This window comes from Ruegeria sp. BA2 (assembly GCF_056539605.1).
In genome coordinates, this window is record NZ_JBQFVE010000001.1 from 415,269 (window position 1) to 432,849 (window position 17,581).

14 protein-coding genes are annotated in these 17,581 nt (G+C 56.1%); 6 read left to right on the forward strand and 8 right to left on the reverse strand.

Annotation, left to right across the window (positions count from 1 at the left end; translation table 11 throughout):
• Positions 1-91: 91 nt before the first annotated feature.
• The 5 genes from ccmE to ACR0NN_RS02125 all read right to left on the reverse strand — a co-directional run bounded on the left by ccmE (position 92) and on the right by ACR0NN_RS02125 (position 6,862).
• Positions 92-538 carry a cytochrome c maturation protein CcmE gene (gene ccmE / locus ACR0NN_RS02105; protein ID WP_170684015.1) on the reverse strand — a complete coding sequence of 149 codons (447 nt, stop codon included), beginning with the start codon at positions 536-538 and terminating at the stop codon, positions 92-94.
• 7 nt (positions 539-545) lie between these two features.
• A complete protein-coding gene (argC, locus tag ACR0NN_RS02110; protein WP_170719205.1) occupies positions 546-1,574 on the reverse strand; it encodes an N-acetyl-gamma-glutamyl-phosphate reductase in 1,029 nt (342 codons plus the stop codon).
• 93 nt (positions 1,575-1,667) lie between these two features.
• Positions 1,668-2,477 carry an aspartate/glutamate racemase family protein gene (locus tag ACR0NN_RS02115; RefSeq protein ID WP_170719207.1) on the reverse strand — a complete coding sequence of 270 codons (810 nt, stop codon included), beginning with the start codon at positions 2,475-2,477 and terminating at the stop codon, positions 1,668-1,670.
• 8 nt (positions 2,478-2,485) lie between these two features.
• Complete coding sequence (locus tag ACR0NN_RS02120; RefSeq protein ID WP_170719209.1) at positions 2,486-3,364, reverse strand: lysophospholipid acyltransferase family protein; 879 nt, start codon at positions 3,362-3,364, stop codon at positions 2,486-2,488.
• Positions 3,365-3,442: 78 nt separating this feature from the next.
• A complete protein-coding gene (locus tag ACR0NN_RS02125) occupies positions 3,443-6,862 on the reverse strand; it encodes an indolepyruvate ferredoxin oxidoreductase family protein (protein ID WP_480683804.1) in 3,420 nt (1,139 codons plus the stop codon).
• Between the two features lie 169 nt (positions 6,863-7,031).
• Between ACR0NN_RS02125 and ACR0NN_RS02130 the strand changes: the two genes are divergently transcribed.
• The 5 genes from ACR0NN_RS02130 to grxD all read left to right on the forward strand — a co-directional run bounded on the left by ACR0NN_RS02130 (position 7,032) and on the right by grxD (position 13,727).
• Positions 7,032-7,940, forward strand: a complete 909-nt coding sequence (locus ACR0NN_RS02130) for a LysR family transcriptional regulator (protein WP_170684024.1) — start codon at positions 7,032-7,034, stop codon at positions 7,938-7,940.
• Between the two features lie 267 nt (positions 7,941-8,207).
• Entirely contained in the window at positions 8,208-10,454 is a 2,247-nt protein-coding gene (locus ACR0NN_RS02135; protein WP_170719213.1) for a mechanosensitive ion channel domain-containing protein, read from the forward strand.
• Positions 10,455-10,643: 189 nt separating this feature from the next.
• Positions 10,644-12,803 (forward strand): phosphoribosylformylglycinamidine synthase subunit PurL, encoded by a 2,160-nt coding sequence (purL, locus tag ACR0NN_RS02140; RefSeq protein ID WP_170719215.1) that lies wholly within the window; start codon positions 10,644-10,646, stop codon positions 12,801-12,803.
• A 142-nt stretch (positions 12,804-12,945) separates the two neighbouring features.
• Positions 12,946-13,182, forward strand: a complete 237-nt coding sequence (locus ACR0NN_RS02145; RefSeq protein ID WP_039530494.1) for a BolA/IbaG family iron-sulfur metabolism protein — start codon at positions 12,946-12,948, stop codon at positions 13,180-13,182.
• Positions 13,183-13,364: 182 nt separating this feature from the next.
• Positions 13,365-13,727: a Grx4 family monothiol glutaredoxin gene (gene grxD, locus ACR0NN_RS02150; protein ID WP_170719218.1), complete on the forward strand. Its 363-nt coding sequence runs from the start codon at positions 13,365-13,367 to the stop codon at positions 13,725-13,727.
• Between the two features lies 1 nt (position 13,728).
• On the opposite strand, the gene ACR0NN_RS02155 is transcribed toward grxD, so the two are convergent.
• From ACR0NN_RS02155 to ACR0NN_RS02165, 3 genes are read right to left on the reverse strand one after another with little or no spacing between them, the layout of a single operon-like run.
• Complete coding sequence (locus ACR0NN_RS02155) at positions 13,729-14,082, reverse strand: MliC family protein (protein ID WP_170719220.1); 354 nt, start codon at positions 14,080-14,082, stop codon at positions 13,729-13,731.
• Entirely contained in the window at positions 14,082-14,474 is a 393-nt protein-coding gene (locus ACR0NN_RS02160; protein ID WP_170719222.1) for a cell division protein ZapA, read from the reverse strand. Before ACR0NN_RS02160 ends, ACR0NN_RS02155 begins: the two co-directional genes overlap by 1 nt.
• Positions 14,474-15,307: a coiled-coil domain-containing protein gene (locus ACR0NN_RS02165; RefSeq protein WP_170684036.1), complete on the reverse strand. Its 834-nt coding sequence runs from the start codon at positions 15,305-15,307 to the stop codon at positions 14,474-14,476. The genes ACR0NN_RS02160 and ACR0NN_RS02165 overlap by 1 nt, the downstream gene beginning before the upstream one ends.
• A 234-nt stretch (positions 15,308-15,541) precedes the next feature.
• Between ACR0NN_RS02165 and tkt the strand changes: the two genes are divergently transcribed.
• Complete coding sequence (tkt, locus tag ACR0NN_RS02170) at positions 15,542-17,563, forward strand: transketolase (RefSeq protein WP_170719224.1); 2,022 nt, start codon at positions 15,542-15,544, stop codon at positions 17,561-17,563.
• Positions 17,564-17,581: the final 18 nt, after the last annotated feature.

A 17,581-nucleotide genomic window follows, 5' to 3' on the forward strand; every position in this document is an offset into this window, starting at 1 on the left:
CCGATAAAGATGTTAATCCCGCGATAGAACAAAGGGCGCTGCATGGTCTGTCCGCGCAACGCCCTAGTTATCGACCAGATTTAGAAATCGTTCAGCTATCGCTGGCTTCTTTATAAACGCCTTGCTCTTTCAGCGCGTCCACAACCTCTTTCGGCATGTAAGTTTCATCATGTTTTGCCAGAATTTCAGTGGCTTCAAAGACACCATTTATGTAACTTCCCGTGCCGACCATGCCTTGGTTTTCTGAGAATAGATCAGGCAACACGCCAGTAAACGCAACCTTAACGCTTTCGCCACCATCGGTTACGACAAAGTGCACGGTTTCACCCTGCCCGCGAATGATCGAGCCCTCTTCGACCAAACCGCCGATACGGAACACCTCAGTCGGATTGGGTGGTTCAGCGATCACCTGACTCGGTGAACGGAAGAAATTGATGCCATCCTTCATGGCAACCCCAATCAACGCCGTGGATAAGGCCAACGCTACTGCGGCTAGCACAATGATCTGAACTCGACGACGTTTCTTAAGCGTTTTCATACCGTCCTCACGGGAATAATGGGGCCATCATCAGGCCTTGGGTTTCGTCCTCACCTAACATCAGATTCGCGTTCTGCAAGGCTTGCCCACTGCTACCTTTTGTCAGGTTATCCAATGCTGCCACAACAATTGCGCGACGTTCGATCCGGTCACCGACCACGCCGATGTGGCAGAAGTTCGACCCACGTACATGATGGGTCGAAGGGGTCTCGCCAAAGGGCAACACCTCGATGAAGGGCTCGGCTAAATAGACCGACTGAAGCGTCTCATAGACACTTTGCGGATCGCCTTTCACGTAAGTGGTGGCCAGAATGCCCCGGTTCGCGGGGATCAGGTGCGGCGTGAATTGCACGTGCACGGTGCGGCCTGCGATTTCCGAGAACTCCTGATCGAACTCGCCCAAATGCCGGTGAGTTCCCCCCACCGCATAGGCATTCGCACCTTCACTTAGCTCTGCGTGCAGCAGATTTTCCTTCAGCGCCCGACCCGCGCCTGAAACAGCACATTTCAGGTCCAGAATGATATCATCCAGATCGATGACACCGGCTGAAATCAACGGCCGTAGCACATATTGCCCGGTTGCGGCGTTACAGCCCGTTCCAGCAACCAGCCGTGCGGCCCGGATTTCATCCCGGTAGAATTCGGTCAGGCCATAGACGGCCTCTTCCTGATGTCCAAGTGCCGCATGCGGATTGCCGTACCACTTCTGGTACTCGTCACCATCGCGCAGCCGAAAATCTGCCGAAAGGTCGACGATTTTCAATGTGCTTGGCAACTCACGGATGACTTCCTGACTGGTCTTATGCGGCAGCGCGCAAAAACACAAATCAATCTGGCTAAAGTCGATCTCGGAAATCTTGCACAGCACCGGCAAATCCAAATGGCGCAGATGCGGGAATACTTGCGCCATGGTCTGCCCGGCCTTGCGCTCGGCGGCCAGTGCTTTGATTTCCATATTCGGATGCCCGGCGATCAGCCGAACAAGCTCAGCTCCGGTATAACCAGATGCACCTAGGATCGCGATTTTGTGGGTCATGTCAGACCTCTTTCATTCATGTGTCACATGGGTGACCGCCACTGTGACGGTCAACGAATTACGAGATTGGAAAAGCGCCGTCCTTGACCTAGGTCAGGCGGCTTCAAAGGTGATTTGTCGTCGGAGGAACTGAGTCGCGCGATCCGTCACCACGCCAGGCTTGCCCGTGGTCAGGAATCCGGCCTCGCCCTCGCCCATCATGTTCGGGTGACGTTGCAGGTAATCCGCCAGGCTTTCCGCAACCAAGTCGCCCTGACTATAGACCTTCACGCCCGGCCCAAGCGCCTGCTGGAATGTTTCAGCCATCAACGGATAATGGGTGCAGCCCAGTATGGCCGCCTGCGGTTCCGGCATCTTGCGCTTCAGGGCGTCGACATGGCTGCGCACCAAAGCTTCAGCCAGAATCATGTCTCCGTCTTCGATGGCATCAACAACGCCGCCGCAAGCCTGCGCCTCGACATCGACGCCGATCGCCCGGAATGCAAGCTCACGTTGAAATGCACGGCTGGACACGGTCGCAGGTGTCGCAAACAGCGCGACATGCTGCACTTCAACCTCGCGCGGTGGCGAGTTATCGCCCCATTGCCGTTCTGTCAGCGCCTCGATCAGAGGTACAAATACACCAAGAACCCGTTTGCCTTCGGGAACACCGGCTTCTTGCATCCGACGCAGGGCTGCGGCACTGGCGGTATTGCACGCCAAGATCACCAGATTGCAGCCGCGATCCCACAGGTCCTGCACAGCTGTTCGTGTAAGGTTATAGATATCTTCGGCATCCCGCACGCCATAGGGCGCATGCGAACTGTCCGCGAAATAAAGGAAATCGACGTCGGGCAGACGTTTCTGCGCGGCGTTCAGAACGGTAAGACCGCCCAATCCGGAATCAAAGATGCCTACTGCCATTTGCCCCTTCAGGCGCGATGCCGTTCCTCGAATTCATAGCCATAGTCATACGACTCTAGCGGCTCTGGAGACAGCTCATACGTGGCTTTGCGCAGGAAATCCATCATCTTGCGCGTATCCTTGCCCAGTGGGTCAAGAATGTCGCGCCCGATAGGGTCTCCAACTACAATGCGCACTGGTGTATCGACGCGTTTTTTGAACTCTTTTATTAGAAGCCCCATTCGCAGAGTGTTGTGCAGATGGCTTGCGATCTGGAACAGCCGCGAGGTGTGTCCGTCAAAGAAAACGGGCACGACGGTTGCATTCGATTTCGCGACCATTCGAGCGGTAAATCCACGCCAGCCCGGGTCCATCGGGAAGGAAAAAGGCTTCACAGCTGTGCTGACGGTGCCACCGGGAAAAATTCCTATTGCCCCACCATCGCTCAGATAATTCAGAGCAGCCTTCCGGGTCTCAAGATTCAGCTTCATCGCCTCTTTGGTGGCATCGAATGAAATTGGCAGAACGATGCGGTTCAAATCCTCGGCTTTGCGAAAGACATGATTGGCGAGAATGCGAAAGTCTCTGCGCGTCTGGGACAGAATATGACCCATCATCAAACCATCCAGAATGCCGTATGGGTGGTTCGCAATGAGAACCAGCGGCCCGTCTTCGGGGATATTCGACAAAGCCCCGCCGACCACATCCAACGTCAACCCATAGCGATCAACCATCACCGACCAGAAATCGCGCCCTTGCGCGACCTCTTGCTCGTACCCGTCAGCACGGCGGATTAGCCGCATGCGACCAGTGGTATTCTCCATCAGCTTGATCACCATACGCCCGCTCCGCGTTTCCGCGGAATGAGCGTAAGATATGTCACGGGCGACGTGATGGCGCGAAGGCATAGGTTACTCCGATTTGCTGGCGCATAGATAAGGCCGGGTAACCATTTTGCATAGATTTGATGACAGGCTTGTTAAGCTTTATTCTGCTGCAGCCTTCATTTGAGGCCCACCTGCACGGATGACAGCCAGCAACTCCTCTCGTCGCTTCGCAGCCTTGGCCTCATTCGCCACCAGAACCGGGCCAAACCCACGAATATCCAGAGGCAGAGCCGCAAGTGCAACAATCGCATCGCGCGTTTCGGTCGTTAGCATGGGCAGAACTTCTTTCATGTCCTTTTCATACTGACGGATCAAAGCACGCTCCATCTTGCGCTCAGACGTATACCCAAAGACGTCCAGAGGCGTCCCGCGCAGGCCTTTCAGCTTCGCAAGCACCTTCAAGGGTCCCAGGAACCATTCGCCAAAGGCTTTCTTGGGCGGACGACCATTCTCGCCCTTGGTCCCCAAGGTCGGCGGTGCAAGGTGGAAGGTCATCTTGAAGTCACCATCGAACTCGGCCTCAGCCTTCTGACGGCTGTCGAGGAGCAATCGCGCAACTTCGTATTCGTCCTTGTACGACAAGAGCTTATGGTAGCCCTTGGCCATCGCTTCTCGGACCGTTTGATCCTCGGTGATTTCGACAAGCTTACGATAGCGCTTCGCCAATCGCTTGCTCTGATAGTCGGTCAAATGTGCAGCGCGGAAGTCGATCATCTGATCGAGCGTTTTTGGCAGCTCAGACACATTCGGGCTCAAGATTTTCAAAACCTCTTCAGGATGGGTCACCGCCCAACGACCAACTTCAAACGCGCGCTTGTTGCGTTCGATTGCAGCGCCATTCAATTCAATAGCCTGCATGATCGATTGATGGCTGAGCGGCAGCAACCCGCGCTGCCAAGCCGCGCCAAAGACCATCATATTGGAATAGATCGAATCTCCCAGCACAGCGCGCGCCAGATCGGTGGCATCAAACAACGCGACGCCCTCCTTCAGTCGCGCTTGCAACGCAAGCTGCAACTGATCGCTCGGGATCGTGAATTCGGTATCACGTGTGAAATCCCCGGTGATGATTTCATGATTGTTCACCACCGCTCCGGTCCGGCCGGTCTGCGTAAGACCCAGAGTCTTTGCCCCCGCCGAAACCACCAGATCACCACCGATCAGGGCATGCGCCTCACCAGTCGCAACGCGGATCGCGCTGATGTCTTCGGGCCGGTTGGCCAGACGGCAATGGATATGCACCGCGCCGCCTTTTTGGGCGAGGCCAGCCATCTCCATCATGCCTGCACCCTTGCCGTCAATCTGAGCCGCTTGCGCCAGAACAGCGCCGATGGTCACGACTCCGGTGCCGCCAACACCAGTGATCACCACGTTATGAGTGCCGTCGATCTGCGGCAGAACAGGGTCTGGCAGGTCAGGAAGATCGATATCGGTGGTTGCTTCCTTGCGTGGCTTCGCGCCCTCAACTGTGACGAACGAAGGACAAAACCCGTTCAGGCACGAGAAATCCTTGTTGCAGCTGGACTGGTCAATCGCACGTTTGCGACCAAGCTCCGTTTCTTTTGGCACGATCGAGACGCAGTTCGACTGCACGCCACAATCTCCGCAGCCCTCACAGATATCTGTGTTAATGAACACCCGCTTATCTGGGTCCGGAAATGTGCCCCGCTTGCGCCGTCTGCGTTTCTCGGCGGCACAGGTCTGGATATAAACAATGACCGATACACCTTCGATTTCACGGAATTTCTCTTGAACCTGCATCAATTTGGAACGTTCAAAGGTCTCGACACCCGTAGGCAAAGCGCCGAAATTCACATCTTCCTTATCGTCGTAAACAACGGCCACGTTGCTGACGCCCATCGCGCGAACCTCGGCCACGATGCGCTCGGCACTCAGCCCGCCTTCGTTTTCCTGCCCACCGGTCATCGCAACGGCGTCGTTATAGAGAATCTTGAAGGTTATGTTTGTACCCGCCGCCAACGCAGCCCGGATCGCCTGAACGCCCGAGTGGTTATATGTGCCGTCGCCTAGGTTCTGGAACACATGGTTGGTGGTTGAAAACGGAGCCTCTCCAATCCAGTTCGCCCCCTCTCCGCCCATCTGGGTAAAGCCGGTCGTCTCGCGATCCATCCACTGAACCATGTAGTGGCAGCCAATACCCGCATAGGCTCGGCTGCCATCGGGCAGCTTGGTCGAGCTATTATGCGGGCAACCAGAACAGAAATAGGGCAACCGTGCCGCTATTTCCTGAGCGTTATCCGCACGGCGCGCGTCGGATAGCGCCTCGAGACCCGCGCGAACACCATCTGTATCGCGACCCTCTTCTATCAGGATCTCGCCTAGTTTCTCGGCGATCATGATCGGATCAAGCGCGCCTCGGGTCGGGAACAGCTCTTCGCGGTGCAAAGTCCCTGCTCCGCCCTTGTACCAACCGTAAACGCGACGGCCGCGACGGTCATCAAAGATCGCCTCTTTGACCTGCACCTCGATCAGCTTGCGTTTTTCCTCGACGATCACGATCAGGTCGAGCCCTTCCGCCCAATCGTGGAACCCTTTCATATCCAAAGGAAATGTCTGGCCAATTTTGTATGTGGTGATGCCCAGTCGCTCGGCCTCATCCGCGTTGATGTTCAGCAACGACATAGCATGCGTTAGATCAAGCCAGTTTTTACCCGCAGCGACAAAGCCGATCTTGGCGCCCGGTTTGCCCCAAACACGTTTGTCTAATTTATTGGCGTGGGAAAAGGTCTCGGCCGCAAAGCGTTTATAGTCGATCACACGCGCTTCTTGCAGGTGTGGCGTATCGCCCAGCCTTATGTTTAACCCACCTTCAGGCATATCGAACGGCGGTACCGTCACCATCATCCGGTTCGGATCACCATCCACAACCGAGGTGACCTCGATCGTGTCTTTCATCGTTTTCAATCCGACCCAAACCCCGGCGAAGCGGCTGAGGGCAAAGCCGTATACACCATAGTCCAGTATCTCCTGCACGCCAGCCGGGCTGACGACGGGCATATACATATCGACCAGAGACCATTCCGACTGATGCAGCACGGTTGAGCTTTCGCCTGTATGGTCATCCCCCATGGCCATCAGCACACCGCCATGTTGTGCAGTGCCCGCCATGTTGGCATGGCGCATCACATCGCCTGACCGGTCCACTCCGGGGCCTTTGCCGTACCAGAGACCAAACACACCATCGAACTTGCCGTCCCCGCGCAGCCCGGCCTGCTGGCTACCCCAGAGCGCAGTCGCTGCGAGATCTTCGTTCAATCCGAACTGAAATGTCACATCGCTTTCAGCCAACTGCTTTTCGGCACGCGACATCTGCTGGTCAACGGCCCCAAGGGGCGAGCCGCGATAGCCCGTCACCAAACCAGCGGTATTCAACCCTGCCGCGCGGTCGCGTTCCTTCTGCATCAACATCAATCGCACCAAGGCCTGCGTTCCGTTCAACAGGACCGGACTCTTGGTTAGATCGAACCGATCGTTCAGAGTGATTTTCGGCTGACTCATCTGACGTCTCCCCTCGTCGGATTAGTGTGCTGCATTTGTGTTCATTTTAGGTCACAAATGCTGACCTGTATAGCAATTTTCGCCTTTATCGTAACGATTTCCCGGTTTGTTTGTGGAATTTGTTACGTGTTTCATATAGGGCTGCCCGAGGATAACGAAAGTTGCGGCGATGGATTGGGACAAGCTCAGAATATTTCACGCGGTTGCGGATGCGGGCAGCCTCACACATGCGGGGGACAAACTCAATTTGTCTCAATCTGCAGTGAGCCGCCAAATCCGCGCGCTCGAAGAATCGCTGGATGCGACCCTTTTTCACCGCCATGCACGCGGGCTGATTCTCACCGAACAGGGAGAATTGCTGTTCGATGCGACGTCAGCCATGTCAAAACGCCTAGACGCCGCAGCCGCCCGTATTCGAGATAGCGAAGATGAGGTCTTTGGCGTCCTTAGGGTGACCACGACCTTTGGCTTTGGCACACTCTGGCTCGCACCGCGCCTGCCCAAGCTTTATGAACAGTATCCTGACCTCAATATCGACCTGATGCTAGAAGAGCGGGTTCTGGACCTCCCCATGCGAGAGGCAGATGTTGCGATCCGAATGAAAGAGCCCAGCCAGGCAGACCTGGTGCGCAAACGCTTGATGACGGTTCAAATGCTGCTCTATGCGACGCGAACCTATCTCGATACCCATGGTGGTGCGCCTGAATCTTTGGAAGATATCTCCAAGCACAGATTGATCTGCCAAACACCTTCGGCCCCTCAAGTTGGTGCAAGTGCATCTATGGTGCGGCATCTGATGACCTACAATCCAGGTTCGTTGCTAACGGTGAATAACTATTTCGGCGTTCTTCAAGGCGTGCTTCACGATCTGGGGATCGGAGTTCTGCCAGATTATGTGACAGAGGACTTTCCGGATCTGGTTCCCGTCATGTCAGATATCGAAAGCGCCGATGTTCCGGTGTACCTCGCCTACCCGGAAGAATTACGTCATTCCAAGCGGATAGCTGCGTTTCGGGATTTCGTTCAGGATGAGATCATCGCCCATCGCAAGCAGTTGAGGCAATTGGGTAAGCTCTAGCCATGCACTCAGAGCATAGCGGGCATGACGATCTCAAACCCTGTTAAACCTTGATCGTTCACAAACTGATCCCTAAATGAGCAATCGAAGGCGGTGATGCTGAAACGCTCATCATCTTCATACCTCCCTGTTGGACTATGGCCGAGCTTAGTGCTCGGCCTTTTTTTTGGCTGACGCACAGCAATTCTCAGGAAAGCACTGGGAAATTTGAATGCACAAGCCTATGATCCCGAAAAAACACTTAAAATCGTGTTCGAGGGCTAATTCATGTTCCACTCATTCCGCCTATTGTTGGCGATGGTTTCTGTCTTGTTTCTGGCGGTCCCGCTTCATGCGCAAAGCACAGGTTCAACTTCCACAGTCGATATCCCCGAAGATCTGACACCTGAACAGGTTGATGATCTGGTCGCGCGTATGTCCGACGATCAGGTTCGGGCGATCTTACTTGAACGACTTGATGCCGTTGCGGAAAAGCACGCAGCCGAAAAAGAAGGTCACGAAGACCCCCTGACTGAAATCAACGAAATCTGGGCGGAGATGGTTGCGTCCTGGACACAAGTCCTGACGACGGTCCCAAACATAATCAGTGCGCAGATCGAAGCGTTCAGCAACTTCGCGAACAAATTCAGTGAGACCGGTGTCCTCGCGCTAATCGGTTTGGTGATTTCTGTACTGATCGTTGGTTATGTTGCGGAAAAGCTCTTCGGCCTTCTGACCCGTCGTTGGTCAAAAACAACCGAAGTCGGCGAGGAAGCGGACCTCTGGGGCGCTGTTCAATATCTTTTCCGGCGCTTCAGTCGCGAAATTGCCGGGCTTATCGTGTTCTATGTCGTAATCAGGGCCGTTGGCCGCGCATTGCTGACGCCCGAGCAAATAACATTTGCGGCCCCTTTCGTGTTTTTCCTGATCTGGATTCCGCGTCTTGGCGCGGCAGTGTCGCGCTTTGTCCTTGCACCGCAGAAACCGCAATTCCGATTGGTGAATATCGACGATCACTGGGCCAAATACCTCCACCGAAATCTGATCGGCTTGCTGATCCTGATCGGTCTTACGTTGTTTGTTGTCCGCTTTAACGCGCTCAACGGGATTACAGGTGCCGACACACGCATCGGCTTCTGGCTGAATGCTGCAATACACATCTATATCGGCATCATCGCGTGGACCGCGCGCGAAGGGCTGTCGCAAATGATGCTGGGCACCGACCCCGATCACACCAAATTCGACGAAGAGGTCGCTCAGTATTACCCCTATTTCGCCATCGGCGTTTCTGTGGTGATCTGGTTTCTTGTTGAATTCCTGGTGGCACAGCGGAACCCGGCGATCATGCGGGTGATCGGAACCGGCGCGCATTTCAGCACGATGTTCTGGCTTTTGATCGCACCAGCACTCGATACGTTGATCCGTGGCCTTGTACGCCATCTCCAACCACCAATGTCGGGTGAAGGTCCGCTGGCTGAACGCGCCTATCGTTCGGCCAAGCGCAGCTATATCCGGATTGGCCGGGTTATTGCGGGTCTTGTCGTTGTCTTCATGATCTCGCGCGCCTGGCAACTTGATCTGCGCAATGTCGCATCTGCGGGTATTGGCACCGAAGTGGGCGGAGCAGTTATCCAGTTCCTGCTGATCATCGCCATTGGCTACATCTTGAACGAGGTCGTCTCGCTCTGGATCAATCGCCGATTGGCGAAAGAGCAGACAGCAGCCGAAGAACTGGATGAAGAGGCCGGCGGTGAAGGCGGCGGCGCAGGAGGATCGCGTCTAGCAACTGTTCTGCCTCTGTTGCGGATCACCGCGCAGGTGACCATCTCAGTCATATTCGGCTTACTCGCGTTGAGCGCGTTGGGGATCAACATCACCCCGCTTCTGGCCGGTGCAGGTGTTCTGGGTCTGGCGATCGGTTTTGGCGCACAGAAACTGGTGGCTGATATCGTCGGCGGCATCTTCTTCCTGATCGATGACGCTTTCCGCGTTGGCGAATATGTCGATGTCGGGGGCACGATGGGTACGGTCGAAAAGATCTCAATCCGTTCGATGCAGCTGCGCCACCACCGTGGTCCGGTACATACAATTCCTTATGGCGAAATCCAGAAGCTGACCAATTTCAGCCGCGATTGGGTGATCATGAAGCTGAAATTCACCGTGCCGTTCGATACCGATCCAAATAAGGTCAAGAAGATCTTCAAAAAGATCGGTGCCGAGATGATGCAGGACGAAGTTCACAAAGATGGCTTCCTGCAGCCGTTCAAATCACAAGGCGTATTTGACTTTGACGATGTCGGCATGATCATCCGAGGCAAGTTCATGGCCAAACCCGGCAAGCAATTCACGCTGCGAAAGGAAATCTTCAACCGCGTGAAAGCCGAGTTCAACGCCAATGGCATCGACTTCGCACGCCGCGAGGTGCGCGTCGCAATTCCGGGTCTGGACGAGGCTGAGAACCTGACGGAAGAGCAAAAGGCAGCGGTTGGTGCCGCCGCTGCGGACTCGATCAACAAAGGTCAGGCCCCAGCTTAAAGCAGTTGGCTCGGCCTTCGGATCACCAGGGCGGAGCCAATAATCGATGATTAAAGTGCGGAACCGGCCTCGTTGTCGGTTCCGCATTTTCTTTACAGTTGGCTCCCTTCGCTCACTTGACCCTTCCCACCGGCGCGCCCTTGCCCTAAAAGGCGCGCAATCTCGGCCCACTTGGACACAGGACAGAAGATGCAAGAGCCCGCCATCACACCCGATCTGATTGCCGCACACGGGCTCAAGCCCGAGGAATACGACATGATCCTCGAGATCATCGGGCGTGAACCGACCTTTACCGAGCTGGGCATCTTTTCGGCCATGTGGAACGAACATTGCTCGTACAAGTCGTCGAAAAAATGGTTGCGCACGTTGCCAACCTCGGGCCCTCAGGTGATCTGTGGCCCCGGTGAGAATGCAGGCGTGGTCGATATCGGTGACGGTCAGGCTGTGGTGTTCAAGATGGAAAGCCACAATCACCCGTCTTACATCGAACCTTATCAAGGTGCCGCGACCGGCGTTGGAGGTATCCTGCGCGATGTCTTCACCATGGGCGCGCGCCCTATCGCTTCGATGAACGCATTGTCCTTTGGTGAGCCTGGCCACCACAAGACCCGTCAGTTGGTCAATGGCGTGGTTGAAGGCATCGGCGGCTATGGCAATTGCTTTGGCGTGCCCTGCGTTGGCGGAGAAGTTCGCTTTCACCCCGCTTACAATGGCAACTGCCTCGTAAACGCTTTCGCGGCTGGTCTGGCCGACAGTGACAAAATTTTCTACTCGGCCGCATCGGGGGTCGGTATGCCCGTTGTGTATCTTGGCGCAAAAACCGGACGCGATGGCGTGGGCGGCGCAACCATGGCCTCGGCCGAGTTTGACGATACGATCGAAGAAAAACGCCCCACCGTTCAAGTCGGTGACCCCTTCACCGAAAAACGCCTGATGGAAGCGACGCTGGAGCTGATGCAGACCGGCGCTGTGATCTCGATACAGGATATGGGCGCTGCGGGTTTGACCTGCTCGGCGGTAGAGATGGGAGACAAGGGCGGGCTTGGTGTGCGCCTTGATCTGGAAAACGTGCCGCAGCGCGAAGAGAACATGACGGCATACGAGATGATGCTGTCCGAATCTCAAGAGCGGATGTTGATGGTCCTCAAGCCCGAGCTTGAAGCCGAAGCCCGTGCCGTGTTCGAAAAATGGGATCTGGACTTTGCCATTGTCGGGGAAACGATCGAAGAAGACCGTTTCCTGATCATGCATAATGGTGAGGTCAAAGCTGACCTCGTCCTGTCGAAACTGTCCTCAACCGCGCCTGAATATGATCGCCCATGGGAACCGACACCCGAGGCGGAAGCACTGACGGACGTCCCGCAAATCGATCCGATTGACGGCCTGCGCGCCCTGCTCTCCTCGCCGAACTACGCGGGTAAGCAATGGGTATACGAGCAATATGACACAATGGTCATGGCCGACAGCGCCCGCACCCCGGGACTGGGTGCAGGGATGGTGCGCGTGCATGGCACCGACAAGGTGCTCGCGTTTACCAGCGACGTAACCCCGCGCTATGTTCGCGCGAACCCTGTTGAGGGCGGCAAGCAGGCGGTTGCCGAGGCTTATCGCAACCTCACCGCCGTAGGCGCCAAGCCGCTCGCCACAACTGACAACCTGAATTTCGGCAATCCCGAAAAACCCGAGATCATGGGGCAGTTTGTAGGCGCGATCCAAGGCATTGGCGCGGCAGTTGGTGCACTGGATATGCCCATCGTTTCAGGCAACGTATCGCTGTACAATGAGACGGATGGCCAAGCGATCCTGCCGACCCCCACCATCGGCGCCGTCGGTTTGCTGCAACATGCCGATGACATCATCGGCAACGAAGTGCGTGAGGGTCATGTTGCGCTGGTTATCGGTGAAACCCAGGGTCATCTTGGGCAATCCGCCCTTCTGGCCGAAGTCTTCAACCGCGAAGACGGCGATTCGCCCTATGTCGATCTGGACGCTGAACAACGCAACGGTGAGTTCATTCGAACCAATCGCGAGATGATCAAAGCCTGCACCGATCTGGGCGACGGCGGCTTGGCCCTGGCCGCGTTCGAACTGGCCGAAGCCGCAGGTGTGGGCATTTGCCTCGACGACGCCTCGACCGAGTTCCTGTTCGGTGAAGATCAGGCCCGTTATCTGGTGGCTTGCAACTTTGATCAGGCCGAAGCGTTGATGATAGCAGCCGGTCAAGCCGGTGTTCCGCTGGTTTCAGTCGGGCGCTTCACCGGGGATGCCGTAAAAATCGGCAGCTCCGAAGCCGCACTTACCGAATTGTCGGACACCTTCCGCAGCAGTTTCGCCGAAGCCGTCGCCTGATCGACACCCGATAGGTCGCAATCAATGGGAATTCCTGTGTGAGCCCACGCGCAGGAATTGTCATCGAACGGCACCCGCCCCATCTTGCACGCCCCGTCTCATCGCTCTACATCTTGGAAAAGACCTTCAGGAGTAAACCTACATGCCGATGAGCGCCCACGAGATTGAAACACTGCTGCGTGAGAGCTTTCCCAACGCGGAAATCCAGGTTGGTGGCAGCGATGGCGTACATATGTCCGCCATGGTCGTGGACGAAAGCTTTCGCGGCAAGAACCGCGTTCAACAACAGCGCGCGGTTTATGCGGCGTTGAAAGGCAAGATGGATGGCCCGGATGGAGAACTGCACGCGCTAGCACTGACCACCAAAGTGCCGGAATGATCCAAAACTTCTGGGATTTACTCTCGGCGATTGTGAAATGGCGCGTTCCTAGATCTGATGGAAAACCACCTTTGGGAATGGAAGCAACTGACATCGATTTGGTGAACAAGATCCAGGCCGAGAATGAACGACTAGAACAGATGAACGGGCGCAATTAGGCGTCAACCACAAGGAAACGCGAAATGACCGACGTGAAGACCCAGATCGACGAAACCGTCAAAGCCAATGACGTGGTGCTGTATATGAAAGGCACAAAAGAGATGCCGCAGTGCGGGTTTTCGTCCCGCGTGGCCGGTGTGCTGAATTACATGGGTGTCGACTATACCGACGTGAATGTTCTCGCCGACGAAGCCGTCCGTCAGGGCATCAAGGATTATTCAGACTGGCCGACCGTGCCTCAGCTTTTTGTTAAAGGTGAGTTCGTTGGTGGCTGCGATATCATCACCGAGATGACCCTTTCAGGCGAACTGGACACTCTGTTTGATCAAAACAGCGTCAGCTACGATAAAGACGCAGCTGACAAAATTCGCGAAGCGAACGCCTGATTTACCGACTTGTGCAGTCCCTGAACAAAATGCGTTCGGGGGCTGTACTCCCTTCAGCCTGATGGCTGATCGAAGCCTCCCACCCTTTGGACCGCAGCGTATACGTGCCTGTCGACCCAACGGATTCATATCGAATACCCGAGCCGCTCTGGACCTGCTGCATCGGGATCAATTGATCCTCAAGCAACATCGCGGCAGCCCCGTCCCCATTGGCGGCGTTAAAGTAAGACACCGGCACCTGTGCGTTGTTTTCGCAGTTAAAAGTTACCGACAGGATGTCGATATCCGCAAAAGCCATCGAGCCTGACACAGTTACGATTGCCGCACAAACAGCAGCGCGGGTAAGTACAGCCATCAAGATGCCCTCTCTTCGATCACAGCAGCCAATGCCTCGGCTCGTGCTGCCATTTCAGCCAGCGTATCCGTGACGGATGGCGGCACAACGGCGACTTCGATGCGTTCAGGCTCTGGTTGAGGCTGATTGCGCAGGCGCTTTACCTCGGCCTCAAGTTCAACCAACTTGGCCTCGGCCAGTTTCATTCGATCTTCATGTGCCGCTGCTTTGTCCGCCAACATTAGCCCTGCCATCAGCAGCATGCGCGATTCCGGCATGCGCCCGATCTGATCCGACAGGACCTGCGCCTCATCATCCAGCAGTTTGGCGGCTGCCTGCAGAAACGGTTCTTCACCCTCTTGGCACGAAACATCAAAACCACGGCCGCCGATGTGAATGGTTACTTCGGGCATTATTCCACCTCTCCTTCTGCAAGGTTGGCATTGGTCAACAACGGCTCAAGCCGGGCCAAAACGGCATGGGCTTCGGCAGCATCCGATGCCCGTGCGGCGCGAATAGCCTCAAGCTCAGCGGTTGTGGCCCGGTTCAGCATATCAGCGTCCGTGACCCCTTCTTCCGCAGCCGCGCGCAGTTCATCAACAGTATTGCGCAGCTGTTCATTCGCCTTGCGCAACCGTTGCAGATCATCATCCAGCCGTGACATAGCCGCGCCGTGACTGCTTCGTTCCGCACGCAACATTTCTAGCTCGGCGCTGAGTTCGGTCAGTCGCTCGCTGTCGGCTAATTCGGCCCGTAGACGTGCCAGCTCAGCCTCCATCTCTTCCGCGCGATCTGCAATCGGGGTCAATTGCTCGACCTCGGCACGCAAGGACTCTGCTTCTTCTGCTGCACCCTGATTTGACCTCAGAGTCTCGATTTCCGCCTTCAGACCTTCGACTTCATCGGTATTCTCAAGCGCCGCCTTGGCCTCTGCCAGTTCTGCCCGCGCAGCCTCGACGGTGGCGAGGCGCGAGGTTGCTTCGGCCAACTGCGCCCGCAGCGCATCAAGCTCACCATCCTGCGCAGGTTGCGCACGCAGGGCGTCAATCTCTTGCGCATGTCTCTCTTTGAGAGCCTTCAGCCGCTCCTCGAGCTGGGCATAGGCCACCCGCTCTTCTTCCAGGGTCGCGCGTAAATCCGAGTCGCCACCGCCTGCCGGTCCGGCGGTACCCAGCGCTTCGACGCCGCTGCCGATCCGCTCCATCGCGGTAATGATACGGCGTTGTAGTTCCTCGATCTGACTCATGCCTGTGTCACCTCTTTACCAAGGTTCGTTCCGCTATACGCCGATCCGAATCAAAAGCGGCGGCTCTCTGGCCCAGTCTAACGGAATGTGACAGAAAATACCCACTGTTTGGTTTCAAACACTTGCACAACGCTCTTGAAGCGGCAACTCAGCATGAAACCCGGTTCTGCTTGCACTTTGGCAAGCGGATGGTATTCAGCGCCCATCTGCCTGTAATCCAAAGGAACAACGCCCGTGGACCTGACTGCGCTGCGCAATGCCAACCCCGAACACTGGGACAAAGCTGCGGCCATCCGCACTCTGACCCTCGACGCCGTCGCCGCCGCCAATTCCGGCCATTCCGGCATGCCAATGGGCATGGCCGATGTTGCGACCGTACTGTTCGAAAAACACCTGAAATTTGATGCCTCTGCCCCGAACTGGCCGGACCGCGACCGGTTCATCCTGTCGGCGGGCCATGGCTCGATGCTGGTCTATTCGCTGTTGTATCTCACCGGTCATGGCGACGTGACGCTGGAAGAGATCAAGAACTTCCGTCAGCTTGGTGCTAAAACCGCTGGCCATCCTGAAAACTTCCTGATCGACGGTGTAGAAACCACAACCGGACCTCTGGGTCAGGGCATTTCCAACGCCGTTGGCTTTGCGATCGCAGAAGAAGTGCAGCGAGCACACTACGGGAAGAAAATTGTTGATCACTATACCTATGTGATCGCCGGCGACGGCTGCCTAATGGAGGGCGTCAGCCAAGAGGCGATTACGCTGGCTGGCCGGCACGAGCTGAGCAAGCTGATCGTATTCTGGGACAACAACAACATCACAATCGACGGAACTGTCGATATTGCTGACCGCACCGATCAGGTCAAACGCTTTGCCGCCTCGGGCTGGCAAGTGATCGAGATTGACGGCCATGATCCGCAAGCCATCGACGCCGCCATCGTTCAAGCGAAAAAGTCGAACAAGCCGACCATGATTGCGTGTGAAAGCCACATCGCCTTGGGTCACGCTGCACAGGATACTTCCAAAGGCCACGGTGCGCTGACGGATCAGGATCAGCTGAAAGCAGCGAAAGAGGCTTATGACTGGCCGCATGACGCATTTGTCATTCCAGCCGAAGTCAAAACCGCTTGGGAAGCCATAGGTACGCGTGGCGCGGCAGAGCGCGCAGCCTGGGAAGAGCGATTTGCGCAAATTTCCGAGCGTAAGCAGGCGGAATTCAACCGCGCCTATGCGTTTGAAGCGCCGAAGAAACTGGCTGGTGCAATCCGGTCGTTCAAAAAAGAGATCTCGGAAGATCAGCCCAAGCTGGCCACCCGCGCCTCGTCCGAAAAGGTTTTGAACGTTGTAAACCCGATCATGACCGAAACCGTTGGTGGCTCGGCAGACCTGACCGGTTCGAACAACACCAAATCGGCTGATATGGGTGTGTTTCTGCCAGAAAACCGCAAGGGGCGTTACATCCACTACGGTATTCGCGAGCATGGGATGGCCGCCGCAATGAACGGCATGGCGCTGCATGGTGGCATCCGACCCTATGGCGGTACATTCATGGCTTTCACCGACTATGCGCGCCCATCTATGCGCCTCGCCGCTCTGATGAAGGTGCCGTCGGTCTTCGTGATGACCCACGACTCGATCGGTTTGGGCGAAGACGGCCCGACCCACCAGCCGGTGGAACATCTGGCCATCTCGCGCGCGACGCCGAACACCTATGTGTTCCGCCCCGCCGACACCGTTGAAACCGCTGAAGCGTGGGAACTGGCGCTGACCTTCAAAGACAGCCCCTCGGTTCTGTCTTTGACCCGTCAGGGCGTTCCGACCGTCAGAACACAGCACAAAGCAAAGAACCTGACCGCACAGGGTGCGTATGTGCTGGCAGATGCGGAAAGCAAACGTCAGGCGATCCTGATCGCTACCGGTTCCGAGGTTTCGCTGGCGATGGAAGCCAAAGCAATGCTTGAGGCCGAAGGCATTGGAACGCGCGTCGTCTCAATGCCCTGCATGGAACTGTTTGCCGAGCAGGATGAAGCCTATCGCAAGCGTGTTCTGCCTGCAGGCGCTGTTCGTGTCGGCATCGAGGCTGCTGTCCGCGCCGGTGGTTGGGACCGTTGGTTGCTTGGCGAGCGTGGTCGCGAGGCCAAGGCCGGGTTCATCGGCATGTCCAGCTTTGGTGCGTCGGCACCCGCTGGAGAGCTGTACAAGCATTTCGGCATTACAGCCGAAGCGACAGTCGAAAAAGTCAAAGAATTGCTGGGCTGATCCACCAGATTGCAAACA

Excerpts from the sequence above, each read along its gene's own strand:
- ccmE (WP_170684015.1), bottom strand. The coding sequence starts at position 538 with ATGAAAACGCTTAAGAAACGTCGTCGAGTTCAGATCATTGTGCTAGCC.
- argC (WP_170719205.1), bottom strand. The coding sequence starts at position 1,574 with ATGACCCACAAAATCGCGATCCTAGGTGCATCTGGTTATACCGGAGCT.
- ACR0NN_RS02115 (WP_170719207.1), bottom strand. The coding sequence starts at position 2,477 with ATGGCAGTAGGCATCTTTGATTCCGGATTGGGCGGTCTTACCGTTCTG.
- ACR0NN_RS02120 (WP_170719209.1), bottom strand. The coding sequence starts at position 3,364 with ATGCCTTCGCGCCATCACGTCGCCCGTGACATATCTTACGCTCATTCC.
- ACR0NN_RS02125 (WP_480683804.1), bottom strand. The coding sequence starts at position 6,862 with ATGAGTCAGCCGAAAATCACTCTGAACGATCGGTTCGATCTAACCAAG.
- ACR0NN_RS02130 (WP_170684024.1), top strand. The coding sequence starts at position 7,032 with ATGGATTGGGACAAGCTCAGAATATTTCACGCGGTTGCGGATGCGGGC.
- ACR0NN_RS02135 (WP_170719213.1), top strand. The coding sequence starts at position 8,208 with ATGTTCCACTCATTCCGCCTATTGTTGGCGATGGTTTCTGTCTTGTTT.
- purL (WP_170719215.1), top strand. The coding sequence starts at position 10,644 with ATGCAAGAGCCCGCCATCACACCCGATCTGATTGCCGCACACGGGCTC.
- ACR0NN_RS02145 (WP_039530494.1), top strand. The coding sequence starts at position 12,946 with ATGCCGATGAGCGCCCACGAGATTGAAACACTGCTGCGTGAGAGCTTT.
- grxD (WP_170719218.1), top strand. The coding sequence starts at position 13,365 with ATGACCGACGTGAAGACCCAGATCGACGAAACCGTCAAAGCCAATGAC.
- ACR0NN_RS02155 (WP_170719220.1), bottom strand. The coding sequence starts at position 14,082 with ATGGCTGTACTTACCCGCGCTGCTGTTTGTGCGGCAATCGTAACTGTG.
- ACR0NN_RS02160 (WP_170719222.1), bottom strand. The coding sequence starts at position 14,474 with ATGCCCGAAGTAACCATTCACATCGGCGGCCGTGGTTTTGATGTTTCG.
- ACR0NN_RS02165 (WP_170684036.1), bottom strand. The coding sequence starts at position 15,307 with ATGAGTCAGATCGAGGAACTACAACGCCGTATCATTACCGCGATGGAG.